We start from the raw sequence: 17,224 nt of genomic DNA on the forward strand, positions 1-17,224 counted from the left end.
AATGATATATACGATAACACTTAATCCTTCCATTGATTACATCGTGGAAGTGGATGACCTGAAGCTCGGCGGATTGAATCGCATGAATCGGGATTTGAAGCTTCCAGGTGGTAAAGGCATCAATGTATCACGTGTGCTGAATCAGCTGGGAGCAGGTAACACCGCGATTGGATTCCTTGGCGGATTCACAGGTCGTTTCATTAATGACAAGCTGCAGGAAGATCAGATACAGACTGATTTTGTGACCATAGCGGATGATACGCGGATCAATATCAAGTTGAAGCATGGAGACGAGACAGAGATTAACGGTCTTGGCCCAGCCATTCGCGAAGAAGAAGCAGCACAACTGCTGCAGAAACTATCCTCGCTGCAAAAGGGAGATATCGTCGTTCTATCGGGTAGCATTCCGCCATCTCTGGGAACTGATTTTTATGATCGTCTCATTCAGGTCTGCAAGCAGACGGGTGCAGAGTTCGTCATTGATACCACTGGCCCAGCGTTAATGGAAGCTCTTGTGCATAAGCCATTGCTGGTGAAGCCGAATCATCACGAGCTCGCTGAACTTTTCGGGGTTACTATCGAAACTCGGGAAGAGCTGGTCTTGTACGGTCGCAAGCTTCTGGAAGCAGGGGCCAAGCAAGTATTAATCTCCATGGCTGGAGATGGAGCCCTGTTGATTACGGGATCGGATGTGTACCACGCAAGTGTGCCAAAAGGCAAGGTGAAAAATTCGGTTGGGGCTGGAGATTCCATGATCGGAGGATTCGTAGGCACTTATGTATTACATGGTGACATCCTTGAAGCCTTCCGTACAGGAGTCGCTTCCGGAAGTGCAACGGCTTTCTCGGATGATCTTGCTACACGTGAATTCATTGAACAGCTTCGAGGCGAGGTTACCATCACCAAATTGTAAATCATTATTTCAGAGGCAAGCTAATTGTAATTTATAAAGTCGGCCTGACAAGCTCAGGCCGACTGAACTCAAGGGGAGTGTAACAGATGAGAATAACAGACCTGATGATCCAGGAAACGATGATCATGGACCTGCAAGCCACAACCAAAGATGAAGCAATTGATGAACTCATTGCAAGTCTGAACAAAAGTGGACGCATTAATGATCCAGTTCTGTTTAAGGAAATGATCTATAAAAGGGAAGCGGAGTCCAGCACAGGAATTGGCGGCGGTATTGCCATGCCCCATGCGAAGACATCTGCAGTGAACGAACCAACCGTAGTATTTGCAAAAAGCAAAAATGGATTGGATTTTGCAGCGCTTGATGATGAGCCGGCTCATATCTTTTTCATGATTGCTGCTCCTGAAGGTGCAGGTAATACTCATCTTCGCACACTCGCTGCTCTTTCCAGGCTGCTGATTGATAGCGATTTCATTGCTCAGCTGATGAGTGCGGATACGCCTGCAGAAGTAAGTGCATTATTTGATGCGAAGCAGGAGGAAGCAGCGGAGAAAGAAGCTGCCAAGGAGAAAGCGAAAGCCGAAAAGGCTGCAAAAGCCGCAAGCGAAGCAGGTGCTGCACCGCAGCAAACTCCTGGCACCATTGTAGGTAATGAGAATTCCGAAGATTTCGTCGTAGCTGTTACAGCATGTCCAACGGGAATTGCACATACCTTCATGGCTGAGGATGCACTCAAGAAAAAAGCTCAGGAAATGGGCATTAATATCCGCGTAGAAACTAATGGCTCCGAGGGAGCGCAGAACGTTTTGACCGCAGATGAGATTGCTCGTGCCAAAGGGGTTATCATCGCGGCAGATAAAAATGTGGAGATGGCCCGGTTTAACGGCAAGCCGGTACTGCAAAGACCGGTAAGCGACGGAATTCGTAAGTCTGAAGAGCTCATTCGCAAAGCGGTGAATGGAGATGCTCCGATCTATCGCAGCGAAGGCGGCGGCAATGTGAAGGAAGACGGAGCGAGTGCGAACAAAATGAGCGTAGGCAGCAAGATCTACAAGGATCTGATGAACGGGATTTCACACATGCTTCCGTTTGTCGTGGGTGGAGGAATCCTCCTTGCGATTTCGTTCCTGATCGAACAGCTTGCGGGCGAGGATAATCCTCTCTTCCAGCTGCTGCAGACGATTGGCGGCGGAACGGGTGCATTCCACTTCCTCATCCCGGTACTGGCCGGATTTATCGCAATGAGTATTGGTGACCGTCCAGCCCTGATGCCTGGTATGGTTGGTGGATTGATGGCCGTGAACTCCAATGCCGGTTTCCTTGGCGGACTTGCAGCCGGTTTCCTTGCTGGTTATGTTGTTATCGGTTTGCGTAAGCTGCTCAGAGGCTTGCCAAAAGCCATTGATGGTCTGAAACCCATTTTGCTGTATCCTGTACTCGGACTGCTCATTGTTGGTGCAATCAGTTATTATGTCTTCGATCCGATCTTTGGCTCGCTTAACACGTGGCTTGTAGATGCACTTGGAAATCTCGGAACAGGAAATGCGGTATTGCTTGGATTGCTGCTTGGCGGCATGATGTCCATTGATATGGGTGGACCGTTCAACAAAGCAGCTTATACATTTGCCATTGGTGTATTCACATCAAGCGGCAACACGGATGGAGCCTGGATGGCTGCCGTAATGGCAGGCGGGATGGTGCCACCTCTGGCCATCGCTCTGGCTTCCACGTTCTTTAAGTCCAAATTCACGGAACAAGAACGCAAATCCGGCTTAACGAACTATGTACTCGGATTGTCCTTCATTACTGAAGGTGCCATTCCATTCGCTGCGGCAGACCCGCTGCGTGTACTGACATCCTGTATCATTGGTTCGGCCGTTGCAGGCGGACTGACACAACTCTGGAGCATTAACGTACCGGCTCCGCACGGAGGAATTTTCGTAGCAGCACTGGCTAACCATGCTCTGTTGTTCCTGCTCGCCGTTGCGATTGGTGCAGTAATCTCGGGTCTGATATTGGGATTGTGGAAAAAGTCACCCACGGTTGTAAAATAAGCAGTGTTCTCATGTAACAATATTAAGGCATTTCCTGAGTGGCTTCATTCAGGGAATGCTTTTTATTTTCGCTTGGCCCTGATCTGTGCTAAAATAGTTACAATAATTTAACTTTTGAAACGATGTTTCATCTATTGGAACATTAGCTAGGAGGAAGCAGTATGACTCATGACGGAATGAAAGGAAAAGTGCAGCAGCAATTCGGCAAAAATGCCGAGAAGTATGTGACCAGTCCCCTGCATGCCAAAGGCAAGGATTTGGATGTGCTCGTGGCTTCATCTGGGGCAAGTCCTGATATGCATGTACTTGATATAGCAACGGGAGGAGGGCACGTTGCGTGTGCACTGGCCCCTCTTGTTAAGCAGGTAACGGCTTTGGATTTGACAGAGGAGATGCTCCAGGTAGCTGAACGCTTTATTAGGGAGAGCGGTCATCAGAACGTGAATTTGGTACCGGGAGATGCGGAGCATTTACCCTTCGAAGATGATGTCTTCGATATCGTCACCTGCCGGATCGCTGCGCACCATTTTCCCGATGTTTTTTCTTTTCTAACGGAGGCGTTCCGGGTAACGAAACCAGGCGGAAGACTGCTGCTGATAGATAACGTGGCACCAGAGCGTGATGAATATGATCAATTCTACAATGAAGTTGAGAAGCGCCGCGATCCCAGTCATGTTCGTGCGTGGCGCAAGTCGGAGTGGATTCGAATGATGGAAGTGGCGGAATATCGCGTGGAAGCGATGGTTTCCTTTGAGAAAACCTTCCTCTTTGAAGATTGGTGCAAGCGTGCCGGACTGCCGGAAGCAGATGGACGGGAACTTGAAGCAAGCATGCTCTGTGCACCTTCGGTCATTAAAAAGTTCTTCCGGTTTGAAGAGGCAGTACCGAATAAGCTGTTAAGCTTCGGGGGAGAGAGTGTACTCATTCAGGCCTCAAAAGCGAGATAGTTCAATAGATTCAACAAGTAACTATTTTCATCCAGTATGGCATAAGAATAAACAACACAAAAGGCAGATGACCTGTACAAGGGCATCTGCCTTATTATTGTGCTCATTCTCCTACATTAAGGTTTCAGCACAACTTTGGTACATTCGTCTTCATGATCGTTGAAGATTCGATACGCCTCACTGGCATTTTCCAGCGCAATGCGATGGGAAACAATCTCGGTCGGATCGAATTCACCTGCTGTAATCTTGCGGAACAATTCCGGCATATAGTGGATGACAGGAGCCTGTCCCATTTTAAGATTGATGTTGCGTTCAAACATACTGCCCAGTGGGAACATGTTGTAGGACGAACCGTACACACCTGTAAGCTGGAATGTACCGAATTTGCGTACGGCTTTCATGCCAATTTCAATGGCACTCAGGGCACCGCCGTGAAGCTTCAGCTTCTGTCCGATTTCCTCCAAAGTGGATTTTTTACCGTCCATGCCGACACAGTCGATGACCACGTCGGTACCGCCACCTGTAATCTCGCGGATATGTGCGCCCATATCATCATAATTCTCGAAATTGAAGGTTTCCACGTCATTCATGCGCTTGGCTTTGTCGAGGCGATATGGAAGGCGGTCAACAGCGATAACCCGCTTCGCGCCTTTCATCCAGGCAAACTTCTGGGTCATCAAGCCAATGGGCCCACTGCCGAGTACGGTTACCGTATCTCCAGGTTTAACGCCGGCATTTTCGACACTCCAGTACGCGGTAGGAAGAACATCGGATAGAAACAGCAAGGCTTCGTCTTCCAATTCACAGGATTCCGGAATCACAAACGGCATGAAATTACCGTAAGGCACACGCAGGAATTCCGCCTGACCACCAGGGTGATTGCCATACCGTTCCGTAAATCCGAAATAACCACCGGTATGAATATCCGGGTTGCCGTTGGAATTGTCACATTGGCTTTCCATGTCGTGGCTGCAATAGAAGCATTCGCCACAAGAAATGTTAAAAGGCAGGACCACACGGTCCCCCTTTTTTACGCGTGTCACTTCAGGACCGACTTCCTCCACGATCCCCATCGGTTCATGACCGATGACATAATCCTTTTCAGCGGGTAATGCTCCCTGATAAATATGAAGATCTGATCCACATATGGCTGTAGAAGTAATACGAACGATAATGTCATCCTTTTGTTGCAGTCTTGGATCTTCAACCTGCTTTACCTGAATATCCTTGGTCCCTTGAAAAGTAACGGCTCTCATCATCATATTCCTCCTATCGTATAGTAGTTCTCTGAGAATTACCCCGTTTGGGACCATTTGATAGAGGTACATATGAAATTAAACGACAGGCCATTTCACTTTGCGCAGGGCATCAAGCAGCTCCGTTGGCGCGTTCAGATTGTCGCGGACAAGTTCACGAGGTGTAAGTGCCATCCATTGGTTTAATGAGATATCTTCAAAACGGTCACTTCGGAAGATTTCCAAAAACCATAAGGTATCGCTGCCCGTGTTTTGAACATAGTGTCCCATGGCCACAGGAACATACCCTACATCTCCGGCTCTGTAGTTGAATGTGCGTGCTGTACCATTGCCGCCGAACACCGTCATTCTTCCTTGTCCCGTAAGGTAATACTGCCATTCATCCGCATTCGGATGCCAGTGTAATTCACGCATGCCACCAGGCTTAATCTCGACCAGTGCAGCAGCGACGGTTGTGGAGATAGGGAAGTTGGTGGAATCCACGATGCGTACACTTCCTCCAGGCGTTATAAGGGGCTCCTGAGCGAGCAGGCGATGTTTGAATGAAAAGGGGACTGTACCATAAGGTGAAGGAATCTCCTGACTCGCGAGTGAACCTGGAACCTGATCCTGAAAAATATAAACCTGATCTGTCGGCCTGGACTGAAATGCAGATTCGGGTACTCCGAAATTGACAGACAATACCTCTGCAGGGGTGTGCGCGAACCAGTCTGAAATGGATAACGTGTTGAGATCGGAGAAGGAGCCGTCATCAAAAACAAGCAAAAACTCACAGCCCTCTTCCAGTCCTTGAATGGAATGGGGCAGACCTTTGGGAAAGAACCATAGATCTCCTGGTCCGACATCAGCGATAAAATTTCGGCCCTCCTGATCCACAGATGTGATTCTTGCCGTTCCCCAGATCATATAAGCCCACTCGGATTGCTGGTGCCAGTGGAGTTCCCGTACGCCGCCTGGAGTTAAACTCATGTTGACCCCAGCCAGAGTCGTGGCTATGGGCAGATCGCGTACGGTAATCTCGCGTGACCATCCGCCATGGTTTAACTGCATATGTGTATCGGAAAAGGACATTTTCAGATTGGGGAGCAGCCCTGCATCCGTTGCAGGTGGAACCAGCATATCCGGATTTTCAAGGTCTCTCATGACATCGCGTGGACCCAAATCAGGCCCGCCTGCCCCGTCTCTTCGGATTGGTTGTGGAACAAAGGTTGGTTTACCGTTAGGTTGTGATCCTTTTGTCATTCGCTTATCCCTCCAGTTCAGATCATGCTGATGCAGACCTGGTCGTCATTCATACATGTATGAAGCAGGGCCTGGATATTATGAAAGACAGGGGGAATAGAAGGGATCCATGGTTTGTATGTTCCGCAGAGTCCTAAGACATGAAGGAGGATGCTTCTGGCCTGTGCTCGTTTGTTGGCTTGAAACTTAAGGATTGACGTTCATCACTTTTCATAGTACCCTGATATTGTTTCATATGAAACAAAATATAAACAAGCGTTTTACATACTTATTCGGAAATGAGGAAGTTCATATGACTATAGCCGATACGATTCGCTCTCGACGAAGTATCCGCAGCTTTAATGCTCAACCGGTGCCCACGGACTTAATTGTTGAACTGCTTAATGATGCGGTCTGGGCACCGAATCATGGCATGCGAGAACCATGGCGTTTTATTCTCGCTGAGCGTGCAGAAGCAAAAGAACAAGTGGCCAGTCTGATGCTGGAATCGGTGCAAAACATGAAATTGATGAAGTTGATGCCCGGCAAACTGCAGCAGGCGCTGAAAAATAAGTTCAGCCGCATGCCTGCGCACCTTATTGTGGTAATGAAGAATGAAAAGGATCACCATAAGCAGGAAGAAGATTATGCGGCTGTAAGCTGCGTTATTCAGAATTTTCAACTGCTTGCCTGGGAACAGGGCCTAGGTATGATTTGGTCCACAATGGAATACATTCATTCTCCCATTTTTTGCGAGGGTTTGAGCGTGAAGTCTGATGAGCGAATAGTCGGTGTGCTGCATATGGGGTACTTCGACAAAACACCGAAACCCAAGTCGCGCACTTCTGCTGAGCAAAAGCTAACCCTGCTGTAGTCCCGGAACAGGAGTTTACTATATATCAAATTAATTTTGATTATATTGTTTCTATTGAAACAAACTTCGGTGTATAATACATGTTATTCAGGCCTAGCTTGCCTAATAGACCGAGACTAGAAAAGGTTGGGGAACTATGGATCAGGAACAGACGGATCTGCGTTACATCTATGGATTGTTTATTAAACTTTTGCATCAAAAAGAACAAAAGGATGATCAGGAAAATCTATTTTTCATGAATATTATTCGCAAGACTCTGTCAGCAGACGCAGCTATGAACATGACAGATGTGCATGTGATTGCGTGTATTGGGGAACACGAACCCATTAATCTGACTTCCATAGCTGAACGAATGGAGCTCAGCAAGGGGAACACCTCCAAAGTAGCCCATAAACTGCTGAAGCAAGGATGGCTTCGAAAAACACAGTTAAATGACAACAAAAAGGAAATTTATTTCCGGTTAACCTCACCAGGCAAAAAGCTGTTTCACGTTCATGCCGATCTGCACGAAAAGGTTGAAAATCAATTCCTTCGTTTTCTGGGCGAATATAACAAAATAGAGCTTGAATTTTTAAAGAGATTTGTGCTGGATTTGACTCGTTTCTATGAGCAGTTGGATACTCTAAGTTTAATGGATGGCCTGGAGGAAGAGTGATTTGACAGGGAACAAAACGGGAATGGAGAGAACCCCGTGGTGACACGGGGAGAATGTTACTTGCCAAAATACAATCTTTCCAGTTGTTACTCGCTTTTTTGATTTCCACTTCCTGCAGGGATGGAACATAGAAACTCTTGCTCATAAATTTCATGTACCCGCTTCAAAATGAAGGGACCTTGCTCTTTAAAACGAAGTTCAGTCGGTTTGTTTTTAATCAGGAACGTACCAGATTCGTGATTGGTCTGTGAGAATGCAGCTTTATACAGTAACGAAGCACCGTGACTTGGAGGAGGGAAGAACAGTTTCATGACAGGCTTGATGTAAAAGGGCAAACCGGATTTTTTGCTGCCGCGTAAAGTATTGTTACCTCCAGGATCTACGCTCAGAAGACGAATGCCATCGGACTTCGCCGCCTCAGCCGACTCGCGTGTCCATAAGGAGAGGCCAAGCTTCGAGGTGGCATATGGACCAAACAGCTTCTTGAATTCAGTTGGGCGTTCCAAAATGTCCAGGTTGAACTGTCGGACCATACTGAATGCACTTGTTGAAGTATTAACAACGGTCTTGAAGGTGCTCCTGCGTATAAGGTCATATAACTCCATATAAATGATATAAGGAACGATGGTTTGAAGTTCAAAGTGCATTTCATGCCCTTGGTCAGAAAAACGAAGCTCTGCCGCACTGCCCCCTGCGTTATTAAACAGGACATCAATCGTATCGAATTGGAGTTTAATCTGATCGAGCGCAATTTTCAGACTTTCGTAGTTGGTCAGGTTAGCCTGAACCCAATGAAGCTGCCCTGAACGTAATGCACGTTGAATATCGTCTTGCTCTGCCGGAAAAGGTGAACGGTTGAGGCCGATGACCTGCCATCCTTCAGCCAATAACGAACGGGTCAGCTCGAGGCCAATTCCTGAGCTTGATCCCGTAATCAGCGCGGTGTGTAGTTTATTTGGTTTATTCATAGTTACCTCCAGTATGTTGGGAATTACAGAACGAATCTGTTTGATGCGCTCATTCTATAATTTGGAGTCGACTCCAAGTCAAGCAGTTGGATCAAATGAATTTTGAACGTTCATGTTGATTGGTTGTAGGAATGAAATCCAGCTTGACTTGGAGCTGACTCCAAGTTATAAGATGAAGGTATGAGGGCTAAGGAGGCTGAGGCGGATGAGTAATGAGGCACGATATTCCATTAAGGAAACAGCGGAGAAGGCAGGGTTATCGGAAGATACCATTCGATATTACGAGAAGATTCAGCTTCTGCCGCGGGCAGATCGGAAGGCGAACAGGCACCGTGTATACCGTCAAGAGGATATTCAAACCATGAAACTCATTTCTTGTCTGAAAAAGACAGGTATGTCTCTGGAGGATATGAAGCCTTACCTGCACATGTCGATGGATTCGAATCTGGATGAATTCCCGGAAGAACGTGAGATGCTGGTGAGCCATCGAACGAAAATAGAAGCGCAGATTGCCTCGCTGCAGCAGGTCGTTGATTTTATCGATGAGAAGCTGAATAAGCGGAGCTTGTTTCCTGACGAGTGTCCTATAACCGGAGAGAATCAGATGTCGGCTTTTGAAAAAAGGAACATGTTTTCCTGATGGGCACCATCCAACATTATAATATTTTCATTAAACCCGAGAACCCACGTCATTTAGACGTGGGTTCTTTTTGATTGCGATTAATACTCCATTTGAAGTGTATGACGAAGACGTTGGATATCGCTTTTTGGTGGCAGGCCATACATTCGCGCATATTCCCTGCTGAATTGGGAAGGGCTCTCGTATCCAACCTGAAATGCGGCATCGGCAGCATCCGTTGAACCGGCAATGAGCATATTTCTGGCTTCCTGCAGCCGGATTTGTTTTTGAAATTGTATGGGGCTCATGGCAGTGATGGCTTTGAAATGGTAGTGAAGTGAGGAGGAACTCATATTAACCATGGCGGCAAGCTGATCCACGCGCAGCGGTTTGTCATATTCGGATTGGATGACTTCGATCACCTTGGCGATGTGCTGGGCGTGGCTGTTTTGAACAGCAAATTGTTTGATCGAGTGTCCATGTTCATCCTGAATAATTCGATATAAGATTTCACGAATAAACAAGGGAGCGAGTATAGGAATATCTTCAGGTGTGTCGAGCAATCGAACCAGTCGGATGATGGCTTCAAGCAGCGGGACCTTGGTAGAACTGACAAATAACCCACGCTGGGTTGAGTTGTCCGGTTTGGATTGCATCGCAGCTGGACTCTGTATCAGGTCAAAAATCTGGTTAGAGTCAAAATCAAGTCGCACACATAGATAGGGCTCCTCTGCAGTAGCTTGAACCACCTGTCCTGAAATAGGCAAGTTTACTGATGCGACTAGATATTGTGTCCGGTCGTAGGTGTAACTCTCTCGTCCGAGTACGACTAACTTGGATCCTTGAGCGACAATGCAGAGAGCAGGTTGATGAACAGAATAGATGGGCTGCGATATTTCCGAAGCACGAATCAAAGAAAGCGAAGGGATAGCCGTAGCATGAATTCCGTCATTTGGGGTAAAACGCCCGATAAGTTGAGCCATTTCCTGCATCTGACGAGTGACATCGTTATCCATATGTAGTGATGAAACCATGGTTTCATCCTCCTTTATTCGAATCGGTTTATTTTATTCTAGAATGTTCTGGAGGAATAGGCAAGATTGTTGGGGGAATCTTCTATCTGGTGAGCGATGATCTCCTCCATAATAAGGATATGCAATTGAGCTTTTGAAAAACAGCAAGGAGGTTGGGAAATGGAATACAATCCATCACGTAACAGAGAGGAGCATGCACACCCTTATGTTGGTATGTGGGTGACAAAGGATGGTTATATCCGGCATGAACTGCTCTCGAATGGTCGATATGATGAAGCCAGAGGTCAAAGGGAAAGTGCGTATCAAGGACGTTATGTCGTGGAAGGAAATCATATTGAATATGTGGATGATACGGGTTTTACAGCGGATGGAGACTTTGTAGAAGGTATCTTATATCACGCAGGCATGGTTTTGTACAGAGAAACAAACATCAATAACCAATAATAAAGGAGAGGATTTCACATGTTTGATGTAAAAGGAAAAGTCGTTGTCGTTACAGGGGCTAGCAGCGGAATTGGAGAAGCAACGGCTCGATTGCTGGCACAGCAAGGGGCTCACGTGGTTATTGGGGCTAGACGCGTCGAGCGTTTGCAGGCACTTGCATCTTCCATTCGTTCTGAGGGAGGCTCCGTGGAGGTTCAGGCACTTGATGTCACCCAGCTGGAAGAAATGCAGAGCATTGTGGACCTGGCGCTTACCCGCTACGGTCGTCTGGATGTCGTTGTCAACAATGCAGGTTTGATGCCTTTGTCTCCTCTTGAAGCCTTAAAAGTGGATGAATGGAATCGAATGATTGATGTCAATATTCGTGGAGTTTTACACGGGATTGCCGCTGGGTTACCTGTCATGAGAAAGCAGGGTGCTGGCCAATTTATCAACATCGCTTCCATTGGTGCCTATGCCGTAACACCGACAGCATCCGTCTATTGTGCGACCAAATATGCAGTCCGTGCGATCACGGAGGGTTTACGTCTGGAAGTGGGTGGAGATATTCGGGTAACACTTGTTTCTCCAGGGGTAACCGAATCGGAGCTTGCCGACACGATCACGGATGTCGGAGCGCGCGAGTTCATGAAGGATTATCGGCGTGTGTCCATCCCAGCATCGGCCATTGCCCAGAGCATCTTGTATGCCATTAGCCAACCTGCTGAGGTGGATGTCAACGAAATTGTCGTCAGACCAACAGCAACTCTCGTTTAAGGCGAATACTCTTTTGGTATATAATAGAACCAACTATACGAAAAGAGGAATAACACGTTGACTCTGCAGCAATTAAAATATGTGATTGAAGTTGCCACGCGTGGCTCCATGAATGAAGCGGCCAAACGGCTATTTATTTCCCAGCCGAGCCTTTCGAACGCGATTCGTGACTTGGAACAAGAGATGCGCATTACCATTTTTGAACGTACAAACAAGGGAATCTCGCTGTCCAAAGAAGGCGTGGAATTTCTGAGTTATGCCCGGCAGGTCGTGGAGCAGGCAGAATTGCTGGAGAATCGATATTTGAATGCCAAGCCTTCTCCACAGCATTTCTCGGTATCCACCCAGCATTACGCGTTTGCCGTGAATGCCTTTGTACGTCTGGTACAGCAGTATGGTCAAGATGAATATGAGCTGGCCCTGCGGGAAACGAAGACATATGAAATTATCCAGGATGTTAAGAGCCTGCGAAGTGAAATAGGGATTCTGTATTTGAACGAGTTCAATGCGAAGGTGATTAACAAGTTGTTAAAGGATGCCGGACTGGTGTTCACAAGCCTTTTTGTAGCCAAACCGCACATCTTCATCAGCGTGAAAAACCCTCTGGCGAAGCAAGCATCCGTGGCGATTGAGCAGCTGAAGGACTATCCTTACCTGTCATTTGACCAAGGGGAGTACAACTCTTTTCATTTTTCCGAAGAGATTCTGAGTACGTTATCCCATCCCAAGAGCATCCAGGTCAACGACCGGGCAACCTTGTTTAACCTACTGATTGGTCTGAATGGGTATACCATTTCAACAGGTGTTCTCAGCGCTGATTTGAACGGAAATGAGATCATTCCTGTTCCGCTGGAGTGCGAGGAATCGATCAACGTGGGCTGGATCAGCCACAAAAGCACCTCTCTTTCCAATCTGGGCGTGGAATATGTCAAAGCTTTGCATGAGGCCATAGGGTCATGACTGTACGGACAAGTTGGGATTTTCCTGAAAATGTGCGAACCTGCCCAATCCCGCATTCGGGTTGGTCACTATTAAAAAATTTGTGGGTTTATCTCAAGCCATTCCAAACCGTTTCCGGGTAACCGTGAACGGTTTTTTTCTCATTTTTATGGAGTACGGCGATACAGAATTGTTATAATGAAAAATAGTTTATTTGCATGTAATGGATGGAACGTGAGAGGAGTACAGCTCGTGAGAGTTTTATATCGGAATATGAGTGAGCAGCATGCGTTAACCGTATATGATACAACCAGGCTTTATGGTGAAAAGGGACATTTCCGGGTTTTGGAGTTTTCGAATGAGGCTGTTCAGGGAGCAATGGATCTCGATGAGCCTTCACGAATGCTGCTTGAATACCCAAGGGCAATGGTCCATCTCATGGAGCGGAACACGCCTGAATACGAAAAGGTTTTTGTAGTGGGGCATGGAATTGGTACGCTCTCGACTTATCTGTCAAACCGCCAGGTGAAGATCGCCGAGCTGGACGAGGAAGTTGTTGAATTAAGCAAGACGCTATTTGGATATAAGGGCAGTGAAGTCATGGTGGGAGATGGCCGGGAGCTGCTGCAGCAGGAAGCGTCTGGAACATATGATTATATTATTATCGATGCATTTACCGCAGAAGGAACGCCGAAGCAGTTTACCTCCAGATCTTTCTTCACGATGGTTCAAAGCAAGCTGCATTCTGGTGGAAGCATACTGTTGAATGTATTTGGGCGTGCGGGCAATGACAGACTTGTAAACGCGATATATGCAACGATGGCTGACCAGTTTGATTACACACGTTCATTTGCACTACCTACGGAAACGCAGGATGAGATACAGAATCGAATTCTGGTGGGAAGCGATGCTCCTATTGAGTTCCAATCGCGCTCTATGGCTGGGTTTGTTGAACAGGAGCCTGGGGAAGGATACATCATCGAGGACGAGCTTTGACCCTGGAGAAGAAGACAGACGCCTGATTTATAAAGCTTGTCATGGAGTTGTCAATTTTAATTGAAGAAACTGTAAAATATTCATACAAAATTAATACATTCATAACAACTTTCGTATAGAATAGTGAGAATATGCCTTTTCATGAAAATCCGGGGGAAAGCACTAATGATCGCAAAGAACAAAGCATCCAGATGGCGAAGAAAAGCGAGAACCTATAAAAAAATCAGCCTTCCCGCCTTGCTCAGTGGGCTGGTCACCATTTCGGTGCTGATGACCTTAACTATTATGTTTATTTCGTCTTACACAACACAGAAGCAGTCTCTCATTGACAATACCTTGTCTCTTAATTATTCAAGCGCAGCTCAAATGAGTCAGACACTGGATTCGCTATTTCAGTCCATGCAGAGCAGCTTGAAATATGCTGCAGACTATTTTCCGCAGATGGACTATTCAGATACGAAAAAGTTGGATTCGACGCTGGAACTGATCCAACGCAGCAGCAATTATTTTAACTCTGTAGCCCTTGTGGATGAGAAGGGTGTGTTACGCAGCATGTCGCCGTATTCGGGTTTATCCGTCGGGGTGCAGGTTTCATCAGAGGCAGCCAAAAAAGCGATGGAACTCAAGGCGCCCTATATTTCCGAAGCCTATCTGACCCCTAGGACGAAACGCAGAAATGTTTTTGTCAGTGAACCGATCTTCGATGCGGCTGGACAATTTAAGGGGACCATTGGCGGTAACATCTATCTGCAGGAGAATAATATCCTGAACCTCTCTTTTGGAAGTCAGCTGAGGACAAGCAATGGTTCATATTTTTTTATTGTGGATGCCAAGGGCACGCTTCTATTTCATCCAGATACCAATAGAATTGGTGAGGACATCAGAAAAAATGAAATTGTACAAAAGCTGCTGAATGATCAAACAGGTAAGGAGCAGTACAAAAATCTGGCTGGCATAGATTCGCTTGCCGGGTATCATAAGGTGCCTGCTACCGATTGGGGCGTCGTGGTCGTATCTCCAACCCAGACCGTGTACGATCAGTTGAATGAGCACATTCGCATGTTATTGCTGTATACTTCCGTTCCGTTTCTCCTCCTGACCCTGATTGTCATCCGGGTAGCGCGGAAACTGGCGAGTCCGTTTGTCTATCTGGCCGATCTGGTTAATCAGGTGGATCAGGGTAAAGTGGACCTGCCAACGATGAAACCGCATTGGAACAGGGAGGCAGATTTGCTAACCCGCACGGTTTTGGGTGCATTGGTGAACTTTCGCAAGCAAACGGACCAGCTTACCTATGATGCCAGAACGGATGTGCTCACAGGCATGACGAATCGCCGGACATTTGAAGAAGTCATTCAGCAATGGATTGATGAACAGACGCCATTCTCCATTATTGTTCTGGATATTGACCGCTTCAAATCCATTAACGATACGTTCGGGCATCATGCTGGAGACGAGGTCCTGAAGCATATTGCAGGTTTGATCAGGTTGGCCGTTCGGCCGCAGGATGTGAGTTCCGCTTCGGTGGGGAGGAGTTTGTCGTGCTGCTGCGCCATACCGGAGCTGAAACCGCCTATCAGATTGCCGAATTTATCCGTGTAACGGTTGAGGAGAGTATCGTGCCGATCGATCGCTCCGTGACGATATCTGCAGGGGTTGCCGAATATCCGCTGCATTCATCTTCAGCGACCGAGCTGTTCCATCTCGCAGACACAGCCCTATACCAAGCGAAGGAAGAAGGGCGCAATCGTACCGTGACCATTCAGACCGTAGAAAGGTCATAAACAGGCCGGGAAGATCGCCTATGAAATACACGATAAAAAAGCTGATCCCTTATGAGAAGGAATCAGCTTTTTTGCGTTCACTATACTTCCTGTGTCTTGGCTTGGACGACTTCATTTGTATAGGTTTCTCCCCAGTCCCGCATGCTGAATATGATCGGACGGAGTGTTTCCCCAAATGGCGTAAGTGAGTATTCCACTTTGGGTGGCACTTGAGGGTAGATTTCCCGGTGTACAATCCCGCTGCTCTCCAATTCTCTTAATTGCAAGGTGAGCATCCGCTGCGTAATGTCGGGAAATAACTTTCGGAGTTCATTGAAGCGCAAGGAACCCGAAAACAAGTGATACAGAATGGCTCCTTTCCATTTGCCTCCAATAACGCTAAGTGTAACTTCTACGGCGCAGCCATAGGGTTTGGGACATGTCTCGGTTGAGATTTTTTTCATCGATCTGCACCTCCGTCAGCTATGTGTATAGTATCAATTTAAGTACTACGTACCTAAAATGTGTGTATGTTCTCTTCAAAGCATACCATGTCTGATTCGGATTATAAACCCTCGATATAGGATTAACGAAAAGGTGAAATGTACAGTAAAAAACCCGGTTTCGTTATACGAAACAACGGGTTGATGTAAGATTCAGGGTACACAGCAACATTTAGTTGTTAGACGAGTGAAGACAAGATGGTATCACACAGGGCCATCGTTCCGACATTATCCTTGCCGCTCGAATGCGGAAGCGAATAATTGTGGCAGCATGACATGAAATGCGCCATCTCGCCTACAAATCCACGAAGGTAGAGATCGCGGTATGCGCCAGACATGGGAGAGTTGGAAGGCGTATAGACCGTATCCTGCTCTTCAAGAGCCTTCCAGGGAAGGCTGTCCGAGGTGCGAGAGTGATGGACGGTAAGTGTATTCATTTCTTCTGCTAAAGCAAAGCCGTGATCGAATGTAACCAGTACGCTTTCGCTTTCGCGTGACCATGCACTCATGCCTGCGAAGTAGGCACTGCCCACAATACCGTTATCAAATTTCAGGGAGATGCTCTGATTAATATGTTCTCCATCCTTAACTGTGGTACCCGTCACTTGCTGTACCTCGCCGAAGAGGAAACGCATCAGATCGACCATGTGGATGGCAGCGAGCTTCATAAACTGTTCTTCATTCTTGCAAAAGGGAGTACTGTCAACCGCAAATCTCATCTGAAACGAACGCGTTCTACCCATTGAACCACCATCAATCAGTTCCTTTAATTTCATATATATAGGCGCATAGCGTTTCATAAATCCTACCATTAGTACAACGCCAGCCTTTTCGGCCGCATCTGCAATTTCTGCAGCTTCTCTGGCAGTCCAGCCAAGGGGTTTGTCAACATAGACATTCTTGCCTGCCTTGATGCATTGCAAGGCGAGAGACGTTTGATCCTGAGGTTGAGCTACTACAACAACGTTGCTGCAGTCTTCGTTTTGCAGCATGAGAGCTGCGTTATCATATGCTGATCCTGTGCTGCCGTATCGCAGCAAAGCGGCTTGAGAACGTTCGATACTGCGAGTGGAGATGGCCTGGATGGTAGCCCCTGCTTCTACAGCAGAAGGGTAGATATTGGTCGTTGCGTGAAATCCGACACCGATAAAACAAAGATTCGTTTGAGTCATAACCATTCTCCTTCTTCAATAAGATCTGGTGCTAACGATAGGAGGTTTTTAATTTCTATAAAAGGACATATGTCCTATCCATTTCAGATCATAAAAAAGTATTGCATTCT

Annotated in this window: 16 protein-coding genes and 1 pseudogene; 11 read left to right on the forward strand and 6 right to left on the reverse strand. The window is 46.9% G+C overall.

Translation table 11 applies throughout. The features are described from left to right. The first annotated feature begins 1 nt into the window (after position 1). From pfkB to F4V51_RS09670, 3 genes are all read left to right on the forward strand, one after another. Complete coding sequence (gene pfkB / locus F4V51_RS09660; RefSeq protein WP_153977804.1) at positions 2-913, forward strand: 1-phosphofructokinase; 912 nt, start codon at positions 2-4, stop codon at positions 911-913. 86 nt (positions 914-999) lie between these two features. Beyond that, positions 1,000-2,967 carry a PTS fructose transporter subunit IIABC gene (locus tag F4V51_RS09665; RefSeq protein WP_153977805.1) on the forward strand — a complete coding sequence of 656 codons (1,968 nt, stop codon included), beginning with the start codon at positions 1,000-1,002 and terminating at the stop codon, positions 2,965-2,967. Between the two features lie 161 nt (positions 2,968-3,128). Beyond that, positions 3,129-3,914: a class I SAM-dependent methyltransferase gene (locus F4V51_RS09670; RefSeq protein WP_153977806.1), complete on the forward strand. Its 786-nt coding sequence runs from the start codon at positions 3,129-3,131 to the stop codon at positions 3,912-3,914. A gap of 116 nt (positions 3,915-4,030) precedes the next feature. Here the strand turns inward: F4V51_RS09670 and F4V51_RS09675 are convergent, their stop codons facing one another. Both F4V51_RS09675 and F4V51_RS09680 read right to left on the reverse strand, forming a co-directional pair. Next, positions 4,031-5,170 (reverse strand): zinc-dependent alcohol dehydrogenase, encoded by a 1,140-nt coding sequence (locus F4V51_RS09675; RefSeq protein WP_153980634.1) that lies wholly within the window; start codon positions 5,168-5,170, stop codon positions 4,031-4,033. 78 nt (positions 5,171-5,248) lie between these two features. Further along, positions 5,249-6,412 carry an oxalate decarboxylase family bicupin gene (locus F4V51_RS09680; protein WP_153977807.1) on the reverse strand — a complete coding sequence of 388 codons (1,164 nt, stop codon included), beginning with the start codon at positions 6,410-6,412 and terminating at the stop codon, positions 5,249-5,251. A 292-nt stretch (positions 6,413-6,704) separates the two neighbouring features. Here F4V51_RS09680 and F4V51_RS09685 point away from each other — a divergent pair, with 292 nt between their 5' ends. Both F4V51_RS09685 and F4V51_RS09690 read left to right on the forward strand, forming a co-directional pair. Continuing rightward, positions 6,705-7,265, forward strand: a complete 561-nt coding sequence (locus tag F4V51_RS09685; protein ID WP_153977808.1) for a nitroreductase family protein — start codon at positions 6,705-6,707, stop codon at positions 7,263-7,265. 136 nt (positions 7,266-7,401) lie between these two features. Next, a complete protein-coding gene (locus tag F4V51_RS09690; RefSeq protein WP_153977809.1) occupies positions 7,402-7,920 on the forward strand; it encodes a MarR family transcriptional regulator in 519 nt (172 codons plus the stop codon). An 86-nt stretch (positions 7,921-8,006) separates the two neighbouring features. Here the strand turns inward: F4V51_RS09690 and F4V51_RS09695 are convergent, their stop codons facing one another. Beyond that, a complete protein-coding gene (locus tag F4V51_RS09695) occupies positions 8,007-8,888 on the reverse strand; it encodes an SDR family NAD(P)-dependent oxidoreductase (protein ID WP_153977810.1) in 882 nt (293 codons plus the stop codon). A 205-nt stretch (positions 8,889-9,093) separates the two neighbouring features. Between F4V51_RS09695 and F4V51_RS09700 the strand changes: the two genes are divergently transcribed. Next, positions 9,094-9,528: a MerR family transcriptional regulator gene (locus F4V51_RS09700; protein WP_153977811.1), complete on the forward strand. Its 435-nt coding sequence runs from the start codon at positions 9,094-9,096 to the stop codon at positions 9,526-9,528. A gap of 80 nt (positions 9,529-9,608) precedes the next feature. Here the strand turns inward: F4V51_RS09700 and F4V51_RS09705 are convergent, their stop codons facing one another. After that, complete coding sequence (locus tag F4V51_RS09705; RefSeq protein WP_153977812.1) at positions 9,609-10,541, reverse strand: AraC family transcriptional regulator; 933 nt, start codon at positions 10,539-10,541, stop codon at positions 9,609-9,611. A gap of 159 nt (positions 10,542-10,700) precedes the next feature. Here F4V51_RS09705 and F4V51_RS09710 point away from each other — a divergent pair, with 159 nt between their 5' ends. The 5 genes and pseudogenes from F4V51_RS09710 (at position 10,701) to F4V51_RS09730 (ending at position 15,460) form a co-directional block, all read left to right on the forward strand. Further along, the gene (locus F4V51_RS09710; RefSeq protein ID WP_153977813.1) at positions 10,701-10,985 is read left to right on the forward strand and encodes an Atu4866 domain-containing protein; all 285 of its coding nucleotides are present in this window, start codon (positions 10,701-10,703) and stop codon (positions 10,983-10,985) included. 18 nt (positions 10,986-11,003) lie between these two features. Then, complete coding sequence (locus F4V51_RS09715; protein WP_153977814.1) at positions 11,004-11,741, forward strand: SDR family oxidoreductase; 738 nt, start codon at positions 11,004-11,006, stop codon at positions 11,739-11,741. Between the two features lie 57 nt (positions 11,742-11,798). Next, a complete protein-coding gene (locus F4V51_RS09720) occupies positions 11,799-12,701 on the forward strand; it encodes a LysR family transcriptional regulator (RefSeq protein WP_153977815.1) in 903 nt (300 codons plus the stop codon). A gap of 231 nt (positions 12,702-12,932) precedes the next feature. Further along, entirely contained in the window at positions 12,933-13,676 is a 744-nt protein-coding gene (locus F4V51_RS09725; RefSeq protein ID WP_236146733.1) for a spermidine synthase, read from the forward strand. Positions 13,677-14,075: 399 nt separating this feature from the next. Continuing rightward, positions 14,076-15,460 (forward strand): annotated as a pseudogene (locus F4V51_RS09730) (diguanylate cyclase). Between the two features lie 80 nt (positions 15,461-15,540). Here F4V51_RS09730 and F4V51_RS09735 read toward each other — a convergent pair. Together F4V51_RS09735 and F4V51_RS09740 are read right to left on the reverse strand one after the other, a co-directional pair. Beyond that, complete coding sequence (locus F4V51_RS09735; protein ID WP_153977817.1) at positions 15,541-15,903, reverse strand: winged helix-turn-helix transcriptional regulator; 363 nt, start codon at positions 15,901-15,903, stop codon at positions 15,541-15,543. 218 nt (positions 15,904-16,121) lie between these two features. Next, positions 16,122-17,114 (reverse strand): Gfo/Idh/MocA family protein, encoded by a 993-nt coding sequence (locus F4V51_RS09740; protein WP_153977818.1) that lies wholly within the window; start codon positions 17,112-17,114, stop codon positions 16,122-16,124. Positions 17,115-17,224: the final 110 nt, after the last annotated feature.

The sequence above is a fragment of the Paenibacillus xylanilyticus genome (genome assembly GCF_009664365.1).
GTDB lineage: Bacteria > Bacillota > Bacilli > Paenibacillales > Paenibacillaceae > Paenibacillus > Paenibacillus xylanilyticus_A.

Bases quoted from the DNA above. Each gene is read 5' to 3' on its own strand.
- pfkB (WP_153977804.1), top strand. From the start codon at position 2: ATGATATATACGATAACACTTAATCCTTCCATTGATTACATCGTGGAA.
- F4V51_RS09670 (WP_153977806.1), top strand. From the start codon at position 3,129: ATGACTCATGACGGAATGAAAGGAAAAGTGCAGCAGCAATTCGGCAAA.
- F4V51_RS09705 (WP_153977812.1), bottom strand. From the start codon at position 10,541: ATGGTTTCATCACTACATATGGATAACGATGTCACTCGTCAGATGCAG.
- F4V51_RS09710 (WP_153977813.1), top strand. From the start codon at position 10,701: ATGGAATACAATCCATCACGTAACAGAGAGGAGCATGCACACCCTTAT.
- F4V51_RS09715 (WP_153977814.1), top strand. From the start codon at position 11,004: ATGTTTGATGTAAAAGGAAAAGTCGTTGTCGTTACAGGGGCTAGCAGC.
- F4V51_RS09740 (WP_153977818.1), bottom strand. From the start codon at position 17,114: ATGACTCAAACGAATCTTTGTTTTATCGGTGTCGGATTTCACGCAACG.
- F4V51_RS09690 (WP_153977809.1), top strand. From the start codon at position 7,402: ATGGATCAGGAACAGACGGATCTGCGTTACATCTATGGATTGTTTATT.
- F4V51_RS09700 (WP_153977811.1), top strand. From the start codon at position 9,094: ATGAGTAATGAGGCACGATATTCCATTAAGGAAACAGCGGAGAAGGCA.
- F4V51_RS09735 (WP_153977817.1), bottom strand. From the start codon at position 15,903: ATGAAAAAAATCTCAACCGAGACATGTCCCAAACCCTATGGCTGCGCC.
- F4V51_RS09680 (WP_153977807.1), bottom strand. From the start codon at position 6,412: ATGACAAAAGGATCACAACCTAACGGTAAACCAACCTTTGTTCCACAA.
- F4V51_RS09675 (WP_153980634.1), bottom strand. From the start codon at position 5,170: ATGAGAGCCGTTACTTTTCAAGGGACCAAGGATATTCAGGTAAAGCAG.
- F4V51_RS09695 (WP_153977810.1), bottom strand. From the start codon at position 8,888: ATGAATAAACCAAATAAACTACACACCGCGCTGATTACGGGATCAAGC.
- F4V51_RS09665 (WP_153977805.1), top strand. From the start codon at position 1,000: ATGAGAATAACAGACCTGATGATCCAGGAAACGATGATCATGGACCTG.
- F4V51_RS09685 (WP_153977808.1), top strand. From the start codon at position 6,705: ATGACTATAGCCGATACGATTCGCTCTCGACGAAGTATCCGCAGCTTT.